The organism is Micromonospora sp. S-DT3-3-22 (genome assembly GCF_015354745.1).
GTDB classification, from domain to species: Bacteria; Actinomycetota; Actinomycetes; order Mycobacteriales; family Micromonosporaceae; genus Micromonospora; species Micromonospora wenchangensis.
Genome location: NZ_JACGMO010000025.1, coordinates 38,500 through 57,227 on the forward strand (window position 1 = coordinate 38,500; position 18,728 = coordinate 57,227).

At 71.3% G+C, this 18,728-nt stretch carries 21 protein-coding genes; 8 read left to right on the forward strand and 13 right to left on the reverse strand.

Annotated features, from left to right (window positions below; all coding sequences use genetic code 11):
* Positions 1 to 130 precede the first annotated feature (130 nt).
* Positions 131 to 1,405 (forward strand): glycosyltransferase, encoded by a 1,275-nt coding sequence (locus H1A17_RS10225; RefSeq protein WP_145922395.1) that lies wholly within the window; start codon positions 131 to 133, stop codon positions 1,403 to 1,405.
* A gap of 291 nt (positions 1,406 to 1,696) precedes the next feature.
* On the opposite strand, the gene H1A17_RS10230 is transcribed toward H1A17_RS10225, so the two are convergent.
* The 4 genes from H1A17_RS10230 to H1A17_RS10245 are packed head-to-tail and all read right to left on the reverse strand — an operon-like array spanning position 1,697 to position 3,480.
* Entirely contained in the window at positions 1,697 to 1,903 is a 207-nt protein-coding gene (locus H1A17_RS10230) for a hypothetical protein (protein ID WP_194821718.1), read from the reverse strand.
* 2 nt (positions 1,904 to 1,905) lie between these two features.
* On the reverse strand, positions 1,906 to 3,105 hold the full coding sequence (locus H1A17_RS10235) for a helix-turn-helix domain-containing protein (RefSeq protein WP_309236746.1): 1,200 nt from the start codon (positions 3,103 to 3,105) through the stop codon (positions 1,906 to 1,908).
* Positions 3,092 to 3,262, reverse strand: coding sequence for a hypothetical protein (locus H1A17_RS10240; RefSeq protein WP_194821719.1), 171 nt, complete (start codon positions 3,260 to 3,262; stop codon positions 3,092 to 3,094). Before H1A17_RS10240 ends, H1A17_RS10235 begins: the two co-directional genes overlap by 14 nt.
* Positions 3,259 to 3,480: a hypothetical protein gene (locus H1A17_RS10245; protein ID WP_194821720.1), complete on the reverse strand. Its 222-nt coding sequence runs from the start codon at positions 3,478 to 3,480 to the stop codon at positions 3,259 to 3,261. Before H1A17_RS10245 ends, H1A17_RS10240 begins: the two co-directional genes overlap by 4 nt.
* Positions 3,481 to 3,603: 123 nt before the next feature.
* Here H1A17_RS10245 and H1A17_RS10250 point away from each other — a divergent pair, with 123 nt between their 5' ends.
* Together H1A17_RS10250 and H1A17_RS10255 are read left to right on the forward strand one after the other, a co-directional pair.
* Positions 3,604 to 4,530, forward strand: a complete 927-nt coding sequence (locus H1A17_RS10250) for a helix-turn-helix transcriptional regulator (RefSeq protein ID WP_228543265.1) — start codon at positions 3,604 to 3,606, stop codon at positions 4,528 to 4,530.
* A gap of 13 nt (positions 4,531 to 4,543) precedes the next feature.
* The gene (locus H1A17_RS10255) at positions 4,544 to 4,726 is read left to right on the forward strand and encodes a DUF397 domain-containing protein (RefSeq protein ID WP_194821721.1); all 183 of its coding nucleotides are present in this window, start codon (positions 4,544 to 4,546) and stop codon (positions 4,724 to 4,726) included.
* Positions 4,727 to 4,982: 256 nt separating this feature from the next.
* Here the strand turns inward: H1A17_RS10255 and H1A17_RS10260 are convergent, their stop codons facing one another.
* From H1A17_RS10260 to H1A17_RS10275, 4 genes are all read right to left on the reverse strand, one after another.
* Positions 4,983 to 5,387, reverse strand: coding sequence for a type II toxin-antitoxin system VapC family toxin (locus tag H1A17_RS10260; protein ID WP_088642371.1), 405 nt, complete (start codon positions 5,385 to 5,387; stop codon positions 4,983 to 4,985).
* Positions 5,384 to 5,581 (reverse strand): hypothetical protein, encoded by a 198-nt coding sequence (locus tag H1A17_RS10265; protein WP_088642370.1) that lies wholly within the window; start codon positions 5,579 to 5,581, stop codon positions 5,384 to 5,386. The genes H1A17_RS10260 and H1A17_RS10265 overlap by 4 nt, the downstream gene beginning before the upstream one ends.
* Before the next feature lie 251 nt (positions 5,582 to 5,832).
* Complete coding sequence (locus H1A17_RS10270) at positions 5,833 to 6,642, reverse strand: pectate lyase (RefSeq protein WP_194821722.1); 810 nt, start codon at positions 6,640 to 6,642, stop codon at positions 5,833 to 5,835.
* Positions 6,643 to 6,816: 174 nt separating this feature from the next.
* On the reverse strand, positions 6,817 to 7,674 hold the full coding sequence (locus tag H1A17_RS10275) for a tetratricopeptide repeat protein (RefSeq protein WP_194821723.1): 858 nt from the start codon (positions 7,672 to 7,674) through the stop codon (positions 6,817 to 6,819).
* Positions 7,675 to 7,958: 284 nt separating this feature from the next.
* Here H1A17_RS10275 and H1A17_RS10280 point away from each other — a divergent pair, with 284 nt between their 5' ends.
* Genes H1A17_RS10280 through H1A17_RS10290 form a run of 3 tightly spaced genes read left to right on the forward strand, consistent with a single transcriptional unit; the run spans position 7,959 to position 11,658 of the window.
* Entirely contained in the window at positions 7,959 to 8,288 is a 330-nt protein-coding gene (locus H1A17_RS10280) for a hypothetical protein (protein ID WP_194821724.1), read from the forward strand.
* A gap of 30 nt (positions 8,289 to 8,318) precedes the next feature.
* Positions 8,319 to 10,577 (forward strand): CHAT domain-containing protein, encoded by a 2,259-nt coding sequence (locus H1A17_RS10285; RefSeq protein ID WP_194821725.1) that lies wholly within the window; start codon positions 8,319 to 8,321, stop codon positions 10,575 to 10,577.
* The gene (locus tag H1A17_RS10290; RefSeq protein ID WP_194821726.1) at positions 10,567 to 11,658 is read left to right on the forward strand and encodes a tetratricopeptide repeat protein; all 1,092 of its coding nucleotides are present in this window, start codon (positions 10,567 to 10,569) and stop codon (positions 11,656 to 11,658) included. The genes H1A17_RS10285 and H1A17_RS10290 overlap by 11 nt, the downstream gene beginning before the upstream one ends.
* A 27-nt stretch (positions 11,659 to 11,685) precedes the next feature.
* On the opposite strand, the gene H1A17_RS10295 is transcribed toward H1A17_RS10290, so the two are convergent.
* The 4 genes from H1A17_RS10295 to H1A17_RS10310 form a co-directional block, all read right to left on the reverse strand.
* Positions 11,686 to 12,405, reverse strand: a complete 720-nt coding sequence (locus H1A17_RS10295) for a CDP-alcohol phosphatidyltransferase family protein (RefSeq protein ID WP_145922385.1) — start codon at positions 12,403 to 12,405, stop codon at positions 11,686 to 11,688.
* Complete coding sequence (locus H1A17_RS10300; protein WP_145922384.1) at positions 12,380 to 13,447, reverse strand: iron-containing alcohol dehydrogenase family protein; 1,068 nt, start codon at positions 13,445 to 13,447, stop codon at positions 12,380 to 12,382. The genes H1A17_RS10295 and H1A17_RS10300 overlap by 26 nt, the downstream gene beginning before the upstream one ends.
* Positions 13,435 to 14,166 (reverse strand): sugar phosphate nucleotidyltransferase, encoded by a 732-nt coding sequence (locus H1A17_RS10305; RefSeq protein WP_194821727.1) that lies wholly within the window; start codon positions 14,164 to 14,166, stop codon positions 13,435 to 13,437. Before H1A17_RS10305 ends, H1A17_RS10300 begins: the two co-directional genes overlap by 13 nt.
* Positions 14,167 to 14,266: 100 nt before the next feature.
* Positions 14,267 to 15,076, reverse strand: coding sequence for a hypothetical protein (locus H1A17_RS10310; protein WP_309236747.1), 810 nt, complete (start codon positions 15,074 to 15,076; stop codon positions 14,267 to 14,269).
* A 167-nt stretch (positions 15,077 to 15,243) separates the two neighbouring features.
* On the opposite strand from H1A17_RS10310, the gene H1A17_RS10315 reads away from it, so the two are divergent.
* On the forward strand, positions 15,244 to 16,338 hold the full coding sequence (locus H1A17_RS10315; protein WP_194821728.1) for a PLP-dependent aminotransferase family protein: 1,095 nt from the start codon (positions 15,244 to 15,246) through the stop codon (positions 16,336 to 16,338).
* A 296-nt stretch (positions 16,339 to 16,634) separates the two neighbouring features.
* A complete protein-coding gene (gene corA / locus H1A17_RS10320; RefSeq protein ID WP_145922381.1) occupies positions 16,635 to 17,783 on the forward strand; it encodes a magnesium/cobalt transporter CorA in 1,149 nt (382 codons plus the stop codon).
* Between the two features lie 11 nt (positions 17,784 to 17,794).
* On the opposite strand, the gene H1A17_RS10325 is transcribed toward corA, so the two are convergent.
* Positions 17,795 to 18,709 carry a polysaccharide deacetylase family protein gene (locus H1A17_RS10325; RefSeq protein ID WP_194821729.1) on the reverse strand — a complete coding sequence of 305 codons (915 nt, stop codon included), beginning with the start codon at positions 18,707 to 18,709 and terminating at the stop codon, positions 17,795 to 17,797.
* Positions 18,710 to 18,728 lie beyond the last annotated feature (19 nt).

An 18,728-nucleotide genomic window follows, 5' to 3' on the forward strand; every position in this document is an offset into this window, starting at 1 on the left:
ACGGTAGCCTTCCTTCCCGTGAGCGCGAGGAATGAGCTTGCGAGTCCCTGCCGTGAGTGCGAGGAGTGAGCTTGCGAGCCCCGCAGTCGCGAGCAGAAACCGGCACAGTCGCGAACGAAGGACAAGCTCTGTGAGAATCGTGGTGGCGCACAACCGGTACCGGGAAGCCCAGCCGTCGGGTGAGAACACGATGGTCGACTCGGAGATCGGGCAGCTCACCGCAGCCGGGGTCGAGGTGCTGCCGTTCATTCGCAGCTCGGACGAGATCCCGTTGATGCCGAAGTCGGCCAAGGCGCTGCTGCCGATCTCACCGATCTACGCCCCGCGCGCCCAGCAGGACCTGTCCCGGCTGCTCACCGAGCACCGGCCGGACGTGCTGCACCTGCACAACCCGTACCCCCTGCTCTCGCCCTGGGTGGTGCGGACCGCGCACAAGCACGGCGTGCCGGTGGTGCAGACGGTGCACAACTACCGGCAGGTCTGCTCGTCGGGGATCTACTTCCGCGACGGCGTCATCTGCCAGGACTGCAAGGGGCGGGCGCTGGCCGTGCCGTCGATCGTGCACCGCTGCTACCGGGACTCGCGGGCGCAGAGCGCGCTGATGGCGGCCACCCTGGCCGTGCACCGGGGCACCTGGCGCTCGGTGGACCGGTTCATCGCGCTCACCTCGGCCATCGCCGACCACCTGACCGACTACGGCATCCCGGCCGAGCGGATCGTGGTCAAGCCGAACGCGGTGCCCGACCCGGGGGCCCCCACCCCGCTCGGCGACGGTTTCCTCTATCTGGCCCGGCTCACCCCGGAGAAGGGCCTCGACCTGCTGTTGGACGCCTGGCGGCGGCACCCGGTGGGCAGCCTCGGCACGCTGCGGGTGGCCGGCGACGGCGAGCTGCGTCCGCTGGTCGAGGCCGCCGCCGCCGAGCGCGCCGACGTCGTCTACCTGGGCCAGCTCGACCGGGCCGGGGTACGCGCCGCCGTCGAGGCGAGTGCCGTGGTGATCGCCGCGTCGATGTGGCACGACGTACTGCCCACCGTGATCATCGAGGCGTTGGCCAGCGGGCGGCCGGTGCTCGGCACCGCGCTCGGCGGCATCCCGTACCTGGTCGGCGCGGACGTCCCGCACGAGCCCGCCGGCACCGGCCCGGCCGCCGTCGCCTCGGCCGTCGCCGGCCATGCCCCGCCGCCGGCCGGTCCGCCAGCGGTCCCGGCCGGCCTGCTCGGCGGCACCGCCGGCTGGGTGGTCCCGCCGGACCCGGCCGCGCTGGCCGCCGCGCTCCCGGTCGCGCGGGCCGGTGCCGCGCTGCTGTCCGCCCCGGCCCGGCTGCGGTACGAGCAGACCTTCCACCCGGACGTGGTCCTGAAGCGGCACCTGGCCATCTACGCCTCCCTCACCCGCGCCAACTGACCCCGCTGCCGCCCTCCGCGAGACCCTGGCGGAAAGTGGCCCCTCTGGGGGCCGTTCCCTTCCACGATCTCTGCGGTGGCCGGGCGTGTCGCGGGGCGGCCGACATGTCTGCGCGAAGTGATATGCCCAGCAGTCATATTTATGCCTGCTGGGCATGACGACTCCGGCCGAACCAGCTCGGTGGGCCGTTCCCCTGCTGTCCGCCCCGGGCGACCCGGGGGCTGAGCGTGGTGGGCGACGGTGCCCCGCCGCCGGTGGTGGGCGGTGAGCTGCTGCGGTGCGGCGGGCGCTTCACGCCGGGTGGTGGGGTTCGCCGGGTGGCCGGCAGGCAGCGGCGGCGGCGAGGACGTCGCGGGCGGCGGCCGACACCCGGCAGCCTGCGACCCGGCAGACGCGGCATCGGCCGTCCGGGTCGGGCCGGTGGGCGCGGAGGACCGTGCGGGCGGTGAGGACCAGCCGGTTGCGGATCTGCGCCAGCGACAGGTGCGGCGCGGTCATCGTCAGGTCACCCCGAGGGCGGCGGCGAGCGTGACGATCGTGGCCGGGGCGTGCGGGGTGCGGGCCACCTGGGCGAGCACCTCGCGGGCGGCGGGCCGGTGGCGTACCTCGGCGGGGGCCATCCGGTCGGCGTCGGCCAGCACCCGGCCCGCGTTGGCCGGGGCGTCGGCCTGGAGGTAGGCGCGGGCGGCGTCGATCAGGTGCGCCGCCCGGTGTTCCAGCGGCAGCCACCGCCAGGCGTCCCGCCGGGTCGCCCGCTCGTGCCAGGCCACCGCCTCGCCGGCATCGCCCATATCGAGGGCGGCGGCGGTACGGGCGAGGTCCACCGCCGTCGGCCCGAACGCCGTCCGGTGGTGGTCGTGGCCGTCGCCGACCTGCGCGGCCATCCCGGCGGCCTCGTCGAGCAGGTCGGCGACGGCCCGGTCGTCGCCCCGGCGGGCCGCCCCCAGCGCGGCCTGCACCAGCAGGGTTCCGCACAACGACAACTCGCCGGGGCCGCCGTCGTCGGGGCCGGCAAGGGCGATCCGGTACGCGGCGGCGAGCGCCGCCGACACCGCCGCGCGGGCCCGCCCCGAGGCGCGGAACACCTGGCCGAGCTGCACCGTGGCGGCGGCGACCAGCAGGGGATCGCCGGCCCCGGTGGCCATCGCCCGGTCGGCTGCCAGCCAACCCAGGTCGACCTCACCGAGCTTCACCAGCAGCGACGCGGTGAGCCGGTACACGTCCACCAGCAGCGGCCGGTTCGACTCGTGATCGTCGGCGGAGATCCGCTGCACGCCGGCCAGCAGACCCGGCAGCACGTCGACTACCTGCGGGTACCTGGCGTACTGGAACTGCACCCAGGCGTGCCCGACGTCCCGCACCACCCGGCCGGCCGGCACCGCCGGGCGGGTCGCCGGTCGCCCGAGCGCCATCTCGTACGTCGACAGGGCCGCCCGGATCCGCTCCACCCCTTCGATCCGGGCGGTCGTCGTGGCGGGTCGCGCATCCCGGCCGAGCAGCACGGCGGTGTCGATCCGCAGCACGGCGGCGATGTCCCGCAACGTCGACACCTTGTCCAGCGACCGGACACCACGCTCGATCTTGTCCACCCAGGATTTCGACCGACCGAGCCGATCGGCGAACACCTGCTGCGACAGTTTCCGCCGCCCCCGCCAGTACGCCACCCGCCGGCCGACCGGCAGCAGCTCACTGCTGTCCACGACGCCACCGCCGGTCCGGTAACGCCCGGGTGGTCTCCTCGGCCGGTATCCGCTCCGCCTCGGCCTGGGCGAGAATCCGTTGCCGCGCCGCCTCGCGTTCCGCCGCCTGGATCTGCTCGCCCCGGTCGTCGTGGTCGGACCCGCGCCGGGCCGTCACGACCAGCACCCCGCCCGGTATTCCCCCGCCAGCGTCAGCAGCGGCCGTTCCGGCAGGTCGGGCACCCGCGCCACCCCTGTCACCCGGTACGCCGCGACGCGCTCGGCGTGGTTCGTCGCCGGCCGCAGACGGTCGAGCGGATTCACCCGCCGCCGGAACGGCTGCCAGAGCCTCGCCAGCAGACCAGAGCGCGTCGGGTTCTTCGCATGCCGAGTCATGGGGACCTCCGAGTCGTAGTTGCTTCCATGCAGAGAGTGGCAAAGGCAATCGGCGAAGTCTAGATTTCCATGGAAACTTTCCATGGAGGATAACGGTTCGCCTTGCGTTCCTTGATCTCGGAGATGGACTTGCGTTCCTTGATCTCGGAGATGGAGGGGAGAACACTGACGGTGTTCGCAACCCTGGAGGTAGATGTGGCAAGGGCAAGCGGGCCGACGATCGCGCGATGGCAGCTCGGCCGAGAGTTGCACCGGCTCCGTGAGGCGGCCGGTGTCTCGCACAAGGAGATCGCAACCGAGCTGGGCTGCTCGGAGTCGAAGATTTACAAGATCGAATCAGGGGTGGTCGGCGTCAGCCGGTCTGACGTGATCGTCATGCTCACCCGCTACGGCGTCCGCGACGACCGGATACGGCAGACCGCACTCGACCTTCAGCGCCAGGGCAAGGAACGCGGCTGGTGGGCGAAGTTCGGCCAACTCCCGAATCCGTACAGCATGTACATCGGGCTGGAGTCCGCAGCGACGGCGGTGCGGAACTTCGAGCTGGCCGTCGTGCCCGGACTACTTCAGACCGAGGCATACGCCTACGCGATCGTCAACGCCGCCTGGCCGGGCCAGAGCGAGGAAGCCCGTCGTCGGGTCGAAGTGCGGATGACCCGGCAGGCTTGTCTGACCGAAGAGCCGGCGTTGAGGTTCTGGGGGATCGTCGACGAAAGCGTGCTGCGTCGTCAGACCGGCGGCCCAGACGTGATGCGCGCCCAGCTCCGGCACCTCATCGAGATGAGCGACCGGCCGAACATCGAGCTTCAGGTGCTGCCGTTCAGCGAGGGCTGGCACCCCGGCACCGTGGGTTCCTTCTCGATCCTGGAGTTCCCCGAGGAGATCCACAGCCCCGTTGTCTACGTGGTGAGCCAGGCGGGAGACGCCTATCTCGAACGTGAGGATGACTTGCGACGCGTTACGCTGGCCTATACGCACCTGCACGCGGCAGCGCTCAGCGTCAGCAAGTCCCGGGACCTGATCGCCGCCGTCGTAAAGGACATGACGTAGGGGAGACGCGGCAATGGACCGTTCACGCGGCGTGTGGCGCAAGAGCAGCCGGAGCGACGCCAACGGTCAGTGCGTCGAGGTGGCCGACCTGCGCAGCGGGGTGGCCGTTCGAGACAGCAAGGACAAGTCCGGCCCCACGCTGGCCTTCGACGCCCGGGACTGGCGTGCGTTCGTCGACTCCCTCAAGAGCAACTGACGCTGCTCCTTGCACCCCCCTGCGGCAGTGACCTGCCCCGGCTCCCGTCTCGGGAGTCCGGGGCACACTGCGGTGGGGACGAACAGCCGTCCGAAAGCTGAGCGGCCAAACCCGTGGGCCGAAGTAGCGGTATTCCTGGACGGTTGACACCCCAACTTAGCCCCAACCGAGTCGATCAAGGTAGGCGCGGCGGTCGAAGACGCCCAAGAACATCTGGGCCTGACCCGGTTTGACGGACTTCCCGCTTCCGTACCACCTACGAGACGTCGAAGAGCCGGAGGCCGTCGTGCTCGGCGAAGTCGGCGTAGTCCTTGTCGTTGAAGGTCGCCAGCGGCAGCCGATCGACGAGACAGCACGCCGCGATCCAGGAGTCATTCGTCGGCCGGGGCCGCCCGCGATGCTGCGCCCGAGCCTGAAGCTGGCCCCAGGTCGTCGCCACCGCCTCGTCGAAGGGGAGCAGCACCACGCCGGACCGCCACTGCGCGAGGTCGGCCAGCTTGCGTGGCCCCCAACTCCTCAGCGCAGTCCACTTGGTCAGCTCCCCGAGCGTGACGAAGGTGATGCACAGGGTCTTACCCACCAGTCGGGTGCGGAGCCTGTCGTGTAGCCGGCCGCGCAGAATGGCCGATGCGACGTCAGTGTCCAGGACTACCAGGCTCACGCGGCGTTGGCCCGGCGGGAGGCATAAAGATCAGCGAGAAAGTCGTCCAGCTCGTCGTCGGACTCGAACAGGCCCGGCCGTGCGAGGTCGTCGACGGAGGCGATCGGCCGGACACCCTGGCGACGGGCAATCTCCTCGGCCGGTACGTGCTCAGCCGTCGGCCACTCAGGCATCTGCTCGGCGCTGCTCGACATCCCGGCTCACCTCCTGCGTCTTGGACCGTCGCCTATTCTCGCACCTCTGACGTCTAGGCGTCCGCATGTCACGGCCAACTGTCAGTCGTCTTCCGTCACACCCTTCGCGCGGCTGTGACCTGGACTGTTGTCGTGGTTTGGCCTGCTCGCTGGGGCGACGGTGACGGGCCGCGCATGCCCACCTGGGCGCGTGCGCGGCCCGCCTCGGCTGTGGCCGAACGTCGGTGCTGGGCCCTGTTTGCCAGCAGGCCCTACCGGTAGACGATGTTCGACGACGTGTACTTGCAGTACGTACCGTCGGGGCCGCTGCCGGTCTTGACGGGTTCGGCACCGGAGCTGTTGCCCGTGTAGCGGTCGCAGATGGAGATCTTCCGGCTGCTGTCGCCGTAGATGGTGATGCCCGAGAACGTCGCGGTGTCGCCGTAGTTGGTGTTGATGCCGGCGAGCACCTTGCCGGGGGCGGTCACGGTGACGTTCTGGATAACGACGGTCCGCTTGTACTGGGTCGAGCAGTTGCCGCACGACCGGTACAGCTTGCCGAAGTTGCTGACGTCGAAGTTCTTGATGGTCAGCTTGCCGCCGCCGTTGTGCTGGAACACCTTGTCGGAGGCGGATCGGGCACCGCCGCCGTCGACCGTGTAGTTCGCCGACGAGCCGCCCTTGAAGGTGGCGGCGTCCTCGCCGACGTCCTCCCACCACACGTTGATCAGCGTGCAGCTGCCCTTGCAGTGGATGCCGTCGGCGGCCGGCGAACCGATGATCACGTTCTTGATCGTCGCGCCGTCGGCCAGCTCGAAGATCGGCTTCTGGCTCTCGCTCTGACCGCCGTCGCCCATCGCGCCGCCGGCCTTGTAGCGCACCAGACCGAAGTCCCGGGTGCCGCTGATCGACTGGGTGCTGGTGACGGTGGTGGTGCTCTTGGCGGTGGGCCAGGTGGCGGCCTGGGCACCGGTCTGGGCGACGACCAGGCCGGCGGCGACCAGCCCGACGGTGGCGAACGGCAGCAGGGCGACCTGCCACCGTCGGCGGCGCGACGTCGCGCCATTGTCACGTGTGCTCACGTGTCCTCCGAGACGGGTGATGGGACGGGGTGGTGGCGGACAGCCGGTCCGCACGCGCAGGGGCGCCTGCCGAAGTGCCACAACAAGCTTGGAAAGCGCTTACCTGCGACGTCACACTACGACACCTTTCGATGCGCCGGAAGGGTCTCGCTCGGCTGTGGCCGACGCGCATTCCTACTGGTGTTCCGCGCGTTCCTGTCGGAGTTGTTCGAGGACACGGATGTCGGCTTCGAGGTCGGGGTGGTCGACCTGCCGGTCGAGGTCGACGACGTGTTCGAGTTCCCGGATCGCCTGGTCGAGGTCACCGCCCGCCCGGAGGACCATCGCGATGTTGAACCGGGTGACGGCTTCGCCGGCCCGGTCGCCGACCTCCCGCCGGATGGGCAGGGCCTGGTGGTAGTGGTCCAGGGCCCGCTGCCGATCCCCCAGGCTGTCGTACACGTGGCCGATGTTGTTGAGGGTGGTGGCTTCGCCGGCCCGGTAGCCGACCTCCCGGGTGATGGGTAGGGCTTGGTGGTAGTGGTCCAGGGCCCGCTGCCGATCCCCCAGGCTGTCGTACACGTTGCCGATGTTGTTGAGGGTGGCGGCTTCGCCGGCCCGGTAGCCGACCTCCCGGGTGATGGGTAGGGCTTGGTGGTAGTGGTCCAGGGCCCGCTGCCGATCTCCCAGGTTGTCGTACACGCGACCGATGCTGGTGAGGGTGGCTGCTTCGTTGCCCCGGTGGCCGGCCTGTTGGTACATGGTCAGGGCCTGTTGGTAGTCCTCCAGCGCCGGCTGGGGTCGGCCCGTCGACGACCGCGCCCAGCCACGGTCGTAGAAGGAGCCGGCGTCCGGGCCGAGGGTAAGCGTCGCGGTGGCCATGGCCTCGACGGCGGCGAACCGCGAGGTACTCAACCACACCCGACACACCCGGTCACCAACATCCCGGGCGATCTCCGGCTGTCGGCCGGCGACCGCGAGTCGATGCACCTCCACGCGTCGGGCGATGGTGGTCGCCGCAGCGGGGTTGACGGGGCGTTCTCGATCCTCCATGGCCGGTCCACCTCGCTCTTCCCGCTACTCCCGTTGCCGAGGGTAGTGCGGTGACACCACAGGCGTACGGGCGGTGGCGTCGGTCGTCGTTGTTCTTTCCCCCGATGACCGGGGGCGCGGTCGATGAGTCGGAAAGCTGTCACCTGAGCCCGGTTCTCCGAGAGGTCCCGGGACGCGAATGAAACGTACAGTAGCCGCCAAGGTCCGTACCGTTGATCGTCCGGCTGGTCCGGCGGGGGCGGTCTGAGCCGGTGTGACCAGGTGTGTCGGGGAGGGTATGGGCGATGGCGAACGCCACAGTGGAGGTTTCCGGAGCACAGGCTGCGAGCTGGGCGGCGGAGCTGCGGGCCGCGCTGGTCGGTGCCATGGGCCCCGACGGCAGCGTGTCGCCGGTGCAGGTGCAGCGTTCGGCCGAGATGGTGATCGCGGTGATCGGGCTGGTGTTCTCCGGGGTCGGTGCGGCCAAGACGATCACCGAGTGGTGGGGTGCCCGCCGCAGGGATGGCGCTGCCGTCACCGTGCTGCTGCCCGACGGCACCCGGATCGAGCTGGCCGAGGGCAGCCAGGCCCGGCTGGAGATCGCCATGCGGCAGGACGGCACCGGGCCGCACTGACCTGACCACCACCACGACGGGGATGGGCAGATGAGCACCTTCGACCTGGAGGTCTTCGCGCAGACCTCGAACCACTACGAGCTGCGGCTGTCCGCCGACGGCCAGCCACCCCGGACCCGCAGCCTGGACCGGGCCGCGGTCGACGAGCTGATCACCCTGGTACGCCGCGACTACAGCACCGACGCCACCGCGCAGAAGGTGTACGGCGCGACCCGGCTGGCCGAGTTGGGGACCCGGCTGGCGGAGTTCCTCGACGGCGACGAGCGGTGGCTGACCCCGATGCTGGCCCATCCCGCCGGGGCAGCACTGCGGATCAGCGCCGAACAGCGGCTGCGGCACCTACCGTGGGAGTTGCTGGCACGGGAAGGGGCCTTCCTGACGGTGGCCGGGCGGGCGCCGCTGTTACCGGTCCGGGCGGTCGGCGAACACGCGGCGTCGACCGGTCCGGTCGAGCCCGGCAACCGGCCGTTGCGGGTGCTGTTCATGGCGGCCTCGCCCGAAGGTGTCGAGCCGGTGCTCAACTTCGAGGCCGAGGAAGCGGCGATCCTGGCCGCGACCCGACGCACCGGCACCGATCTGGTGGTGGAGGAGAGCGGCACCCTGGAGGGGCTGCGGTTCCTCAGCCGCGACTACGGGCCGGGTCACTTCGACGTGTTGCACCTGAGCGGGCACGCCACCACCGCCGGTGGGCAGCCGGTGTTCCTGCTGGAGGACGAGTACGGTGCGCCCACCAGGGCGACGGCCGACCAGCTCGCCGAGGCGATGCAGGGCCACTGGCCGAGGCTGGTGTTCGTCTCCGGCTGCCTCACCGCCGACGCCCCGGAAGGCGGCGTGTTCCCGTCGATGAGCGAAAGCCTGGTGCAGGCTGGTGCCCCTGCGGTGCTGGGCTGGGCGCTGCCGGTCGGGGACGTCTCCGCCACCGACTTCGCCGCCGCGCTCTACCAGGCCCTGGCCGACGGCGGGTCGTTGGACCGGGCCATCATCGCGGCCCGCCGCCACCTGTTCCATGACAGGAAGAGCAGCTACTGGCATCTGCTCCGGGTCTACGCCGACCGGTCGCCGCTGGCACCCCTGGTCACCCCGCTGAACACCAGGGGTCGCAAGCGGTTGCAGGTGCGCGCCGCCGACCAGCAGTTCCTGGACCCGCAGACCCAACTGTCCCGGGTCGCGTCCCGTGCCGAGTTCGTCGGCCGGCGGCGGGTCATCCAGCGCTGCCTGCGCGTCCTGCGGCAACCCGCAGACACCCCCGGCGCGGCGCAGGGCCTGCTGCTGGCCGGTATGGGCGGGCTCGGCAAGAGCAGCCTCGCCTCCCGGCTCCTGGAACGCATGCCCACCCACCAGCGCGCCGTCTGGTACGGCCGGGTCGACGCCATCAAGTTCCGCGAACTGATCGACAAGGTCCGCTTCGACGACGTCGACCAGAGGACCGAGGCCGCCAAACTCCTCGACAACGAGCAGCTCCCGCTTCCGATTCGGCTGCGGTACCTGCTCGACGTCGACGGGCCGCTCGGCGGGACGCCCTGCCTGTTCGTGTTCGACGACTTCGAGACCGGCAACCTCGACACCCGCGACGACGGCAGCCGGGTCCTCGCCCCGGCGATAGCGGAGATCCTGCCCGCCCTGCTGGCCGCCATCCGCGACACCGGCAGCCCGAGCCGCGTCGTCATCACCAGCCGCTACCGCTTCCCCACCCCGACCGGTACCACCCTCGCCGTCGAAGCGCTGGAAACCCTCACCCCCGTCGAGCAGACCAAGAAGATCGCCAACCTGACCAACCTGCGCCCCGAATCCATCATCAACCCCACCATCCGGACCCGGGCGATCGAGGCCGCAGCGGGCAACCCCCGGCTGCTCGACTGGCTCAACCGGCTCGTCGGCGACGCCGCCCTCGACGTCGACGGCCTGCTCGCCGCCATCGAGGGCGAAGCCGACCGGTTCCGCCGGGAGACGGTCCTCGCTGACAACCTGCTCGACTCCCAACCCCTCGAACTGCGCCGGATGCTCGCCCAGGTCAACGTCGTCGAACTACCGATCCCCGCCGCCACCGTCCACGCCCTGCACCCACACCCCGACGCCGCCCGACACCTCCAACGGGCCGTCGAACTCGGCCTGCTCGAAGAGGGCACCGACCCGGAGACCCGCGAGGCGCGCTACTTCGTCTCCAACGTCCTGCACCCCCTCGTCCGTCCCCTGCTCACCGACGACGAACACACCGAGGCGTGCGCCGCCTCCGCCCGCTCCCTCTACCAACTCTGGGTCCTCGACCCCAACTCCGCCGATGGCCACTGACCCGAGGGGCCTCGCTCGCTGGGTCGAGGTGCACCGGCTCGCGGTCGCCGGGCAACAGCCGGTGATCGCCCGGGACGTCGGTAACCGGGTGTGTCAGGTGTGGCTGGGTACCTCGCGGTTCGCCGCCGTCGAGGCTATGGCCACCGCGACCCTGACCCTCGGCCCGGACGCCGATGCCCTATACCAGCGGGGTTGGGCGCGGTCGGCGACTGGTCGGTCCCAGCCGGCGTTGGAGGACTACCAGCAAGCCCTGATCATGTACCGGCAGGCTGACCACAGGGGCAACGAAGCAGCCGCCCTCAACAACATTGGCCTCGTGTACGCCAACCTAGGGGATCGACAGCGGGCACTGGACCACTTCCGCCAGGCCCTGCGTATCGTGCGGGAGGTCGGTGACCGGGACGGCGAAGCCGCCACCTTCCATAACATCGGCAGTGTGTACGCCGACCTGGGGGATCGACAGCGGGCGCTGGACCACTACCACCAGGCCCTGCCCATCATCCGAGACGTCGGCGACCGAGCCGGCGAAGCCGCCACCCTCAACAACATCGGAGGCGTGTACCAAAACCTGGGGGATCGGCAGCGGGCGTTGGACTACTACCGCCAGGCTCTGCCGATCCGGCGGGAAGTCGGCGACCGGGCCGGCGAAGCCGTCACTCTGCACAACATCGGTGGCGTGTATGACAGCCTGGGGGATCGGCAGCGGGCGTTGGACTACTACCGCCAGGCTCTGCCGATCCGGCGGGAAGTCGGCGACCGGGCCGGCGAAGCCGTCACTCTGCACAACATCGGTGGCGTGTATGACAGCCTGGGGGATCGGCAGCGGGCGTTGGACTACTACCGCCAGGCTCTGCCGATCCGGCGGGAAGTCGGCAACCGGGCCGGCGAAGCCGCCACCCGATTCAACATCGCGAATATTCTCCGGGCGGATGGTGATCTCGACCATGCGATCCAGGAACTCGAACACGTCGTCGACCTCGACCGGCAGGTCGACCACCCCGACCTCGAAGACGACACCCGCGTCCTCGAACAACTCCGCCGAGAACGCGCGGAGGAGCGCGGTTCCGCGCCGCCTACGTGACCGTGACGGCAACGCCGCCGCAAGGCCCTACAGCGAGGCGCGGGCCGAGAAGGCGATGCTGGCCAGCAGGAACCCGCCGTTGACCACCGTGAACGCCACCACCACCCAGAACACCAGCGCCGGCACCAGCATCAGCACCAACCCCGCCACGAAAATCACCGCGCCGTAGTCGCGGACCAGCTTGACCAGGCGTACCGGCAGGGAGGTGGAGGTGACCATGCTGGCGGCGTTCGGGCCGGACTGCATCACCGAGGTCACCAGGTTGACCATCCAGGTGCCGGCGAAGGTCGCCACCAGCCAGGTCGGCGTGGAGGGGCGCTGCGCCACGGCGGTGGCGGACAGGGCGGCGACCAGGGCGATCTGGGCGGCCACGTCGCAGAGCACGTCGACCCGGGCACCGGCCGCGCTGCCCTGACCGGTCACCCGGGCGAGCTGCCCGTCGGCGCAGTCCAGGGCGTACGCCACCTGCCAGCCGACCAGCGCGACCAGCCCGACCAGCCAGGCCGGGACGGCACCGGCGGCGACCCGGTCGGCGAGCGCCACCACGGTCACCGAGGCAGCCAGGCCGAGCACCAGGTTGGTGATGGTCAGCGCGGTCGGGCGCAGCCCGAGCCGATGGGCGACGAGGGCGAAGACGGCACCCAGCCACTGGCTGACCGACTCGCTGAACAGGCCGCCGCCCCGGTTGACCCGGTGGAAGTCGGCAACGGTGGGACGGGGTTCAGCCACTGTGGTCGCGGAGTGCACCGGCGTAGTCTGCCAGCCGCTCCCGCGTCTCGGTAACCGACATGGCCAGGTGCTCCAGGATGGTGTACCGGTCGGGGCGGGTGGCCGGGGCGAACTGCACCGCCTCGACGAACTGGTCGTCGGTGAGCCCCACGTCGGCGGGGTGCCGGGGCAGCCGGTGCCGGGCGAGGCAGGCCGACATCTCGGCGAAGCGCCGTTGGTCACCGCGCAGGAACGTGCAGAACAGCGCGCCGAGGCCGGCCAGTTCGCCGTGCGACGAGGTGCCGGGGAAGAGGGCGTCGACCGCGTGCATGATCTCGTGGCAGCCGCCGCTGGCCGGTCGGCTGCTGCCGCATACGGCCATCGCCAGGCCGCTGGAGATCAGCGCCTCGGCCAGCACCGTGACGAACGCGTCGTCGCTCATGTCGCCGCCGTGCGCGAGCACCGCCTCCGCGCCCATCCGGGCCAGCGAGGCGGCGAGTCCGTCGACCGGTTCGCCGCGTACCTGGCGGGCCAGTTCCCAGTCGGCCAGGGCGCTGATGTTGCTGACCACGTCGCCGATGCCGGCCCGGTTGTGCCGGTCGGGGCCGGCCGCCACGAAGTCGAGGTCGACGATCACCGCGATCGGGATGTGCACCCCGTAGGAGCCCTTGATGCCGCCGGTGATCAGGCTGGCCACCGGGGAGGCGATGCCGTCGTTGGCGAGGCTGGTCGCCATGGTCACCATCGGCAGGCCGCGTCGGGTGGCCGCGTACTTCGCCACGTCGATGGTCTTGCCGCCGCCGATGCCGACCACCGCGTCGTACGACCGCTCGCGGAGCTTGCCGCCCAACTCGTCGGCGGCGTCGAGGGTGCCGCCGGCCACGGTGAACACGTCCGCCGAACGCAGCGACGGCCGCAGCAGGTCGGCGATCTGCCCGCCCTGACCGGGGCCGACCACCACCGCCACGTCACCCCCGGCGGAGATCCGCCCGTCGGCGAGGATGGTGGCGAGGTCGGCGACCGCGCCGCGCCGCACGTCGATGTGCAGCGGGGTCAGGATGGTACGGGCTAGTAGCGGCACGCGATCTCCCGCGCCCGGGTCAGGTCGTCGTGGTTGTCGACCTCGACCCAGGAGACGTCCCCGATCGGCGCGGCCCGCACCTCGCCGCCCCGGTCGGCGAACTCCTGGTAGCCGTCCTCGTAGTAGAGGTTCGGGTCGCGTCGCCAGGTCGCCTCCAGCGCGTCGGCGAGCGCCCCGGCCACCTGCGGCTCGATCAGCGTCGCGCCGATGTACTCGCCGTACGCCTCGCCGGGGTCCATCAGCTTGGTGATCCGGGTGAGCTGGCCGGCGGCGTCGAAGGTGGTCTTCATCTCCTCGTCGGCCAGCGCCTTGAGGGTGTCGACGGCGAGCAGGATGCCCGGCCCGCGCTCGGCGAGCAGGGTCTTCTCCACGCTGACCGGGTGCACGGTGTCGCCGTTGACCAGCAGCACGCCCCGGGCGAAGTGCTCCCGGGCCAGCCACAGCGAGTAGGCGTTGTTCCACTCCTCGGCCTTGTCGTTGTGCACCAGGGTGAGGGTGACGCCGTACTTCTCCTGAAGGGCCGCCTGCCGCTGCACGACCGCGTCGGCGGCGTAGCCGACCACGATCACGATCTCGGTGAGCCCCACCTCGGCCAGGTTGCGCAGCGCGATGTCCAGGATGGTGGTCTCACCGTCCACCGGCACCAACGCCTTGGGCAGGGTGTCGGTGTACGGGCGCAGTCGGCGTCCCGCACCGGCCGCGAGCACCATCCCGATCATGCGGGGCCTCCCTCGTACGACTCCAGGTCACCGTGGAGGATAGCCCCGCGTGACCGGCCGGCCGCCGCCAACCGGGAGTTCACCCGGGCCGGCCGGGGGTTCAGCCGGGCAGGGCGGCCAGGTCGGCGAGCACGCCCAGCCGCTCGTCGGCGGTCAGCGTCGCGTACGGGCCGGCCGCCCGACGGTCGGTCTCCAGCTCGATGGCCCGCCGTTCCGGCCCGTCCGGCAGCTTGCCGATGCTGCCGGCGGTGTGCCCGGCGGCGGTCCACGCGTCGGCGTACGCGTCGGCCCGGTGGTACCGCAGCGCGCCGATCCGGTTGAGCAGCAGCACGCCCGGCGGGGTGCCGTCCGGCTCGTACGGCGGGGCCACCGCCGCGAACGCGGGCCCCGGCCCGGCGTCCGGCTCCCCGGCCAGCAGCACCGCGTACGCCACCACCCGCCCGTACGCCTCGACGAGCCGGCGCACCCGGTCGTCGTGCCCGGCCCACAGTTCCTCGGTCACCTCGGCGTGCACCTGGTACAGCTCGGTGAGGAAGTCGACGCCGCGTTCGGTGGCGGTGATCCCGCCGTCGGGCCGGCGGGCGATCGTGCCGTGGGCGACCTGTTTGTCCAGCGCCCGTTGGCAGGTGGCCGGGTCGCGGTAGCGGTTGACGGCGGCGAAGCCGGCCCGGTCGACGGTGCCGCCCGGCGCGGCGAGCCGGGTGCGGAACTCCACCAGGAAGCCGGTGGCGGCGGGCCCGCCGTACCGTTGGCTCAGTTCGGCGCCGCCGCCGTCGCGGCCGGCGAGCATCCCGGCGACGAACGCCCGCTCGACCGCCGGGGCGACCAGCCCGGCGAAGCGGTGCGGTGCCAGCTCGACGCCATCGTCCGTGATCAACGCGCCGGCGCTGCGGAGGGGCTCGGTGGGCACGCTTCGACAGTAGCGAGCGCGGGCCGGCCGCGCCGATGCCCGGTCCCGTCCCGACCTGCACCGGAGTCGACCGGTTCGACCCTTACCGCCCCGTGCGGCGTGCCCGCATGTTGAACTTGGCGTGTATGCCGGCCGGACCGGCCCGGACAGGCCCTAGGCTCGTGCGCATGACCGCCGAGCAGCTGATCTCGTTCGCCCGTGGCGCGCCCTCGCTGGACATCGTGGATGTCGAGGGGCTGAAGGCCGCCGCCGTCCGTGCCTTCGACGCCGACCCCGCCGGGGTCACCGCCTACGGCACCTCCGTGGGTTACCCCCCCCTGCGGAAGTGGATCGCCGAGAAGCACGGCGTCGAGGCGGATCAGGTGCTGGTCACCAACGGCTCGCTCCAGGCCGACGCGTTCCTCTTCGACCACCTGGTCCGGCGCGGGGACGCCGTGGTGGTGGAGCGTCCCACGTACGACCGGACGCTGCTCAACCTCCAGCGGATGGGCGGCGAGATCCACGGCGTGGGCATCGAGCCGGACGGCCTGGACACCGCCGAGCTGCGCAAGCTGCTGGAGTCCGGGGTACGCCCCCGGCTGGCCCACGTGATCCCGAACTACCAGAACCCGGCCGGGGTGACCCTCTCCCTGGACAAGCGCCGTGAGCTGCTCGATCTTGCCGCCGAGTACGGCTTCACCATCTTCGAGGACGACCCGTACGCCGACATCCGGTTCCGGGGCGAGCCGCTGCCGTCGATGCTGTCGATGGACACCCGGGGCGTGGTGGTGCACGCGTCGAGCTTCACCAAGACCGTCTGCCCCGGCGTCCGGGTCGGTTACCTGGTCGGGCCGGCGAGCCTGATCGCCGACATCGCCAAGACGGCGACCAGCCTCTACATCTCGCCGGGCATGGTGTCGCAGGCGATCGTCCACCAGTTCTGCGTCTCGGGTGACATCCAGCGGTCGATCACCACGGTGTCGTCGGCGCTGGGCGAGCGGGCCGGGGTGCTGGCCGAGTCGCTGCGCCGGCACCTGCCGGAGGTGACCTTCGTCGAGCCGGACGGCGGCTACTTCCTCTGGGTGGAGTTCCCCGAGGACGTGGACGTGGACCGGTTGGCCCCGGCCGCCGCCGAGCGGGGTGTCGCCGTGGTCAAGGGCAGCGACTTCATGGTCGACGGTGGGCGGCACGCGTTGCGGCTGGCCTTCTCCGCGGTGACCGCGGACCGGATCGACGAGGGTGTGCGCCGGCTCGCGGACGCGGTGGCAGCCGTCCGCGGCTGAAATATCTGTCGGGTTTCTGACAAAAGTACGACGTCGGCCGGTCGAGGGCTCCCCTCGACCGGCCCGGCGACCCACAATGCTGCGAGCGTCACTCACGTTCGGCCGGTGACCCGGTTGTTCCCGCCGAACGGTTGATCGACGCGGCAGCATTACCCCCGCCCCCAGCGGTGCCGGGTGGGTCGGGTCGCCCCCTCACCCCCCTGAACGCGGCCCGACCCGCCCGGCGCCCACACCCGCCACCCCCGGCGGCGGCGTAGCCTGCAAGCCGCAGCAGGACACCCGGGAGGGGGAACGCCATGACGGACCGGGCGGCACGGGAGCGGTCGGCGACACCCCACGGCGGTCGGGTGCTGAACCCCCGCGCCTGGGTGTCCCCGGTGCGCGCGATGTCCCGCATCCTCAACGCCGACGGCTCCCCCCGTACCCCCGCGCCCGCCGGCCCGGGGCGCAGCGGGGTGGTCGACTGCGGCCTCTACGTCGACGGCGAACGCCGCCCCGGCCAGTGGCGGTACGCCGAGGCGCTGGCCGCCGCCCGCGACGAGCGCGACGGGTTCGTCTGGCTCGGGCTGCACGAACCGGAACTGGCCGAGATGACCGCCATCGCCGAGACGTACGGCCTGCACGAACTGGCCGTCGAGGACGCGGTGAAGGCCCAGCAGCGGCCCAAGCTGGAACGCTTCGGCGAGGTCAGCTTCCTGGTGCTGCGGACGGCCCGCTACTGCGAGCACACCGAGCTGACCGAGACCTCCGAGGTGGTGGAGACCGGCCAGGTGATGCTCTTCATCGGGCCGAACTTCCTGATCAGCGTCCGGCACGGGGACGCCTGCCGGCTGTCGCCCGTCCGGGCCGACCTGGAGGCCAAGCGGGACCTGCTGCGGCACGGGCCGTGGGCGGTGGCGTACGCGATCACCGACCGGGTGGTGGACCTCTACCTGGAGGTGGCCGACCAGTTGGAGGACGACCTCGACGTGCTGGAGGCCGACGTCTTCGACCGGCAGGGCAGCGGGCGGATCCAGCGGATCTACCAGATGAAGCGGGAACTGGTGGAGTTCAAGCGGGCGGTGATCCCGCTGCAACGGCCGCTGATGACGCTGACCGCGCAGGTCAACCGCGAGGTGCCGCAGGAGGTACGGCGGTACTTCCGCGACGTGCAGGACCACCTCAGCCGCACCGTCGAGCAGGTCAACTCCTACGACGACCTGCTCAACTCGATCCTCCAGGCCCGGCTGGCGCAGGTCACCGTCGACCAGAACAACGACATGCGCAAGATCGCCGCGTGGGCGGCCATCGCGGCGGTGTGGACCGCGTTCGCCGGCGTCTACGGCATGAACTTCGAGAACATGCCCGAGCTGAAATGGACGTACGGCTATCCGGGGGTGCTCGCGTTGATGCTCGCCATCTCGCTGGCGCTCTACCGGTGGTTCCGCCGCAACGGCTGGCTCTGACCGACGCCCGGTCAGTGGGCCGGGACGGCTGCCGGGGTGGCCGCCGCCATCAGCTCGGAGACGGTGACGAACTCGAAGCCCCGCCGCCGCAGCCCGATGATCATCGCGGCCAGCCCCCGGATCGCGACCAGCCGGTCCGCCGGCCCGGTGTCGTGGGCGAGCAGGATGGTGCCCGGCTCACAGGAGTCGACGACGTAGTCGACCAGGCCGTCCGGATTCTGGGTGAACCGGGATTCGAGCATCTGCCGGTTCCACAGGACCACCTGGTAGCCGAGGTCGTTGGCGGCGAGCAGGGTGCTGCCGGCGAGGTGCCCGTACGGCGGGCGGAGCAGGGTGGGCTCCCGGCCGCAGAGCCGGGTCAGCTCGTTGTGCGCCCGGCTGATCGCGGTGCACGCCTGCTCGTAGGTCATCTTCGCGAGGTCCTGGTGGGCCCAGGTGTGGTTGCCGATCTCGTGACCGTCGAGCCGGTGCGCCACCAGCCGGCCGTACTCGCGGGCACGGCGGCCGACCATGAAGAACGTGGCCGGGGTGTCGGTCTGCGCGAGGATCGACAGCACCCGGGGGGTCCAGTTCGGTGCGGGCCCGTCGTCGAAGGTGAGCGCGATCAGCCGGCGGGTGGTGTCCACGCTCCACACCACGTCGACCCGGGACGACCGGGGCGGGGTGCGCCGGTCGGCGTGCACGGTGGCGGCGTACCCGCCGTAGACGGGCAGTTTGCTGTCGGCGGTCGCCTCCGCATACCCGAACTCGCCGGTCAGCGCCACCCCGGCGCCGGCCAGGGCCGCGGCGGTGCCGGAGAGCACCCGCCGCCGGGACAGCGCCCGGTCACGCCCGGCCGGGCGCTCGGCGGACTGGTCCCGGCGCCCCGTCGAGGGAGCGCCGCTCGGCTCCGCAGCCGGACGCTCCGGGTCGGTGGTCGGCGACATACGAGCACTGTAGGAGCCG

Excerpts from the sequence above, each read along its gene's own strand:
- H1A17_RS10280 (WP_194821724.1), top strand. The coding sequence starts at position 7,959 with ATGGCGAACGCCACAGTGGAGGTTTCCGGAGCACAGGCTGCGAGCTGG.
- H1A17_RS10305 (WP_194821727.1), bottom strand. The coding sequence starts at position 14,166 with ATGATCGGGATGGTGCTCGCGGCCGGTGCGGGACGCCGACTGCGCCCG.
- H1A17_RS10325 (WP_194821729.1), bottom strand. The coding sequence starts at position 18,709 with ATGTCGCCGACCACCGACCCGGAGCGTCCGGCTGCGGAGCCGAGCGGC.
- H1A17_RS10245 (WP_194821720.1), bottom strand. The coding sequence starts at position 3,480 with ATGACTCGGCATGCGAAGAACCCGACGCGCTCTGGTCTGCTGGCGAGG.
- H1A17_RS10285 (WP_194821725.1), top strand. The coding sequence starts at position 8,319 with ATGAGCACCTTCGACCTGGAGGTCTTCGCGCAGACCTCGAACCACTAC.
- H1A17_RS10230 (WP_194821718.1), bottom strand. The coding sequence starts at position 1,903 with ATGACCGCGCCGCACCTGTCGCTGGCGCAGATCCGCAACCGGCTGGTC.
- H1A17_RS10250 (WP_228543265.1), top strand. The coding sequence starts at position 3,604 with ATGGACTTGCGTTCCTTGATCTCGGAGATGGAGGGGAGAACACTGACG.
- H1A17_RS10275 (WP_194821723.1), bottom strand. The coding sequence starts at position 7,674 with ATGGAGGATCGAGAACGCCCCGTCAACCCCGCTGCGGCGACCACCATC.
- H1A17_RS10290 (WP_194821726.1), top strand. The coding sequence starts at position 10,567 with ATGGCCACTGACCCGAGGGGCCTCGCTCGCTGGGTCGAGGTGCACCGG.
- H1A17_RS10315 (WP_194821728.1), top strand. The coding sequence starts at position 15,244 with ATGACCGCCGAGCAGCTGATCTCGTTCGCCCGTGGCGCGCCCTCGCTG.
- H1A17_RS10255 (WP_194821721.1), top strand. The coding sequence starts at position 4,544 with ATGGACCGTTCACGCGGCGTGTGGCGCAAGAGCAGCCGGAGCGACGCC.
- corA (WP_145922381.1), top strand. The coding sequence starts at position 16,635 with ATGACGGACCGGGCGGCACGGGAGCGGTCGGCGACACCCCACGGCGGT.
- H1A17_RS10265 (WP_088642370.1), bottom strand. The coding sequence starts at position 5,581 with ATGTCGAGCAGCGCCGAGCAGATGCCTGAGTGGCCGACGGCTGAGCAC.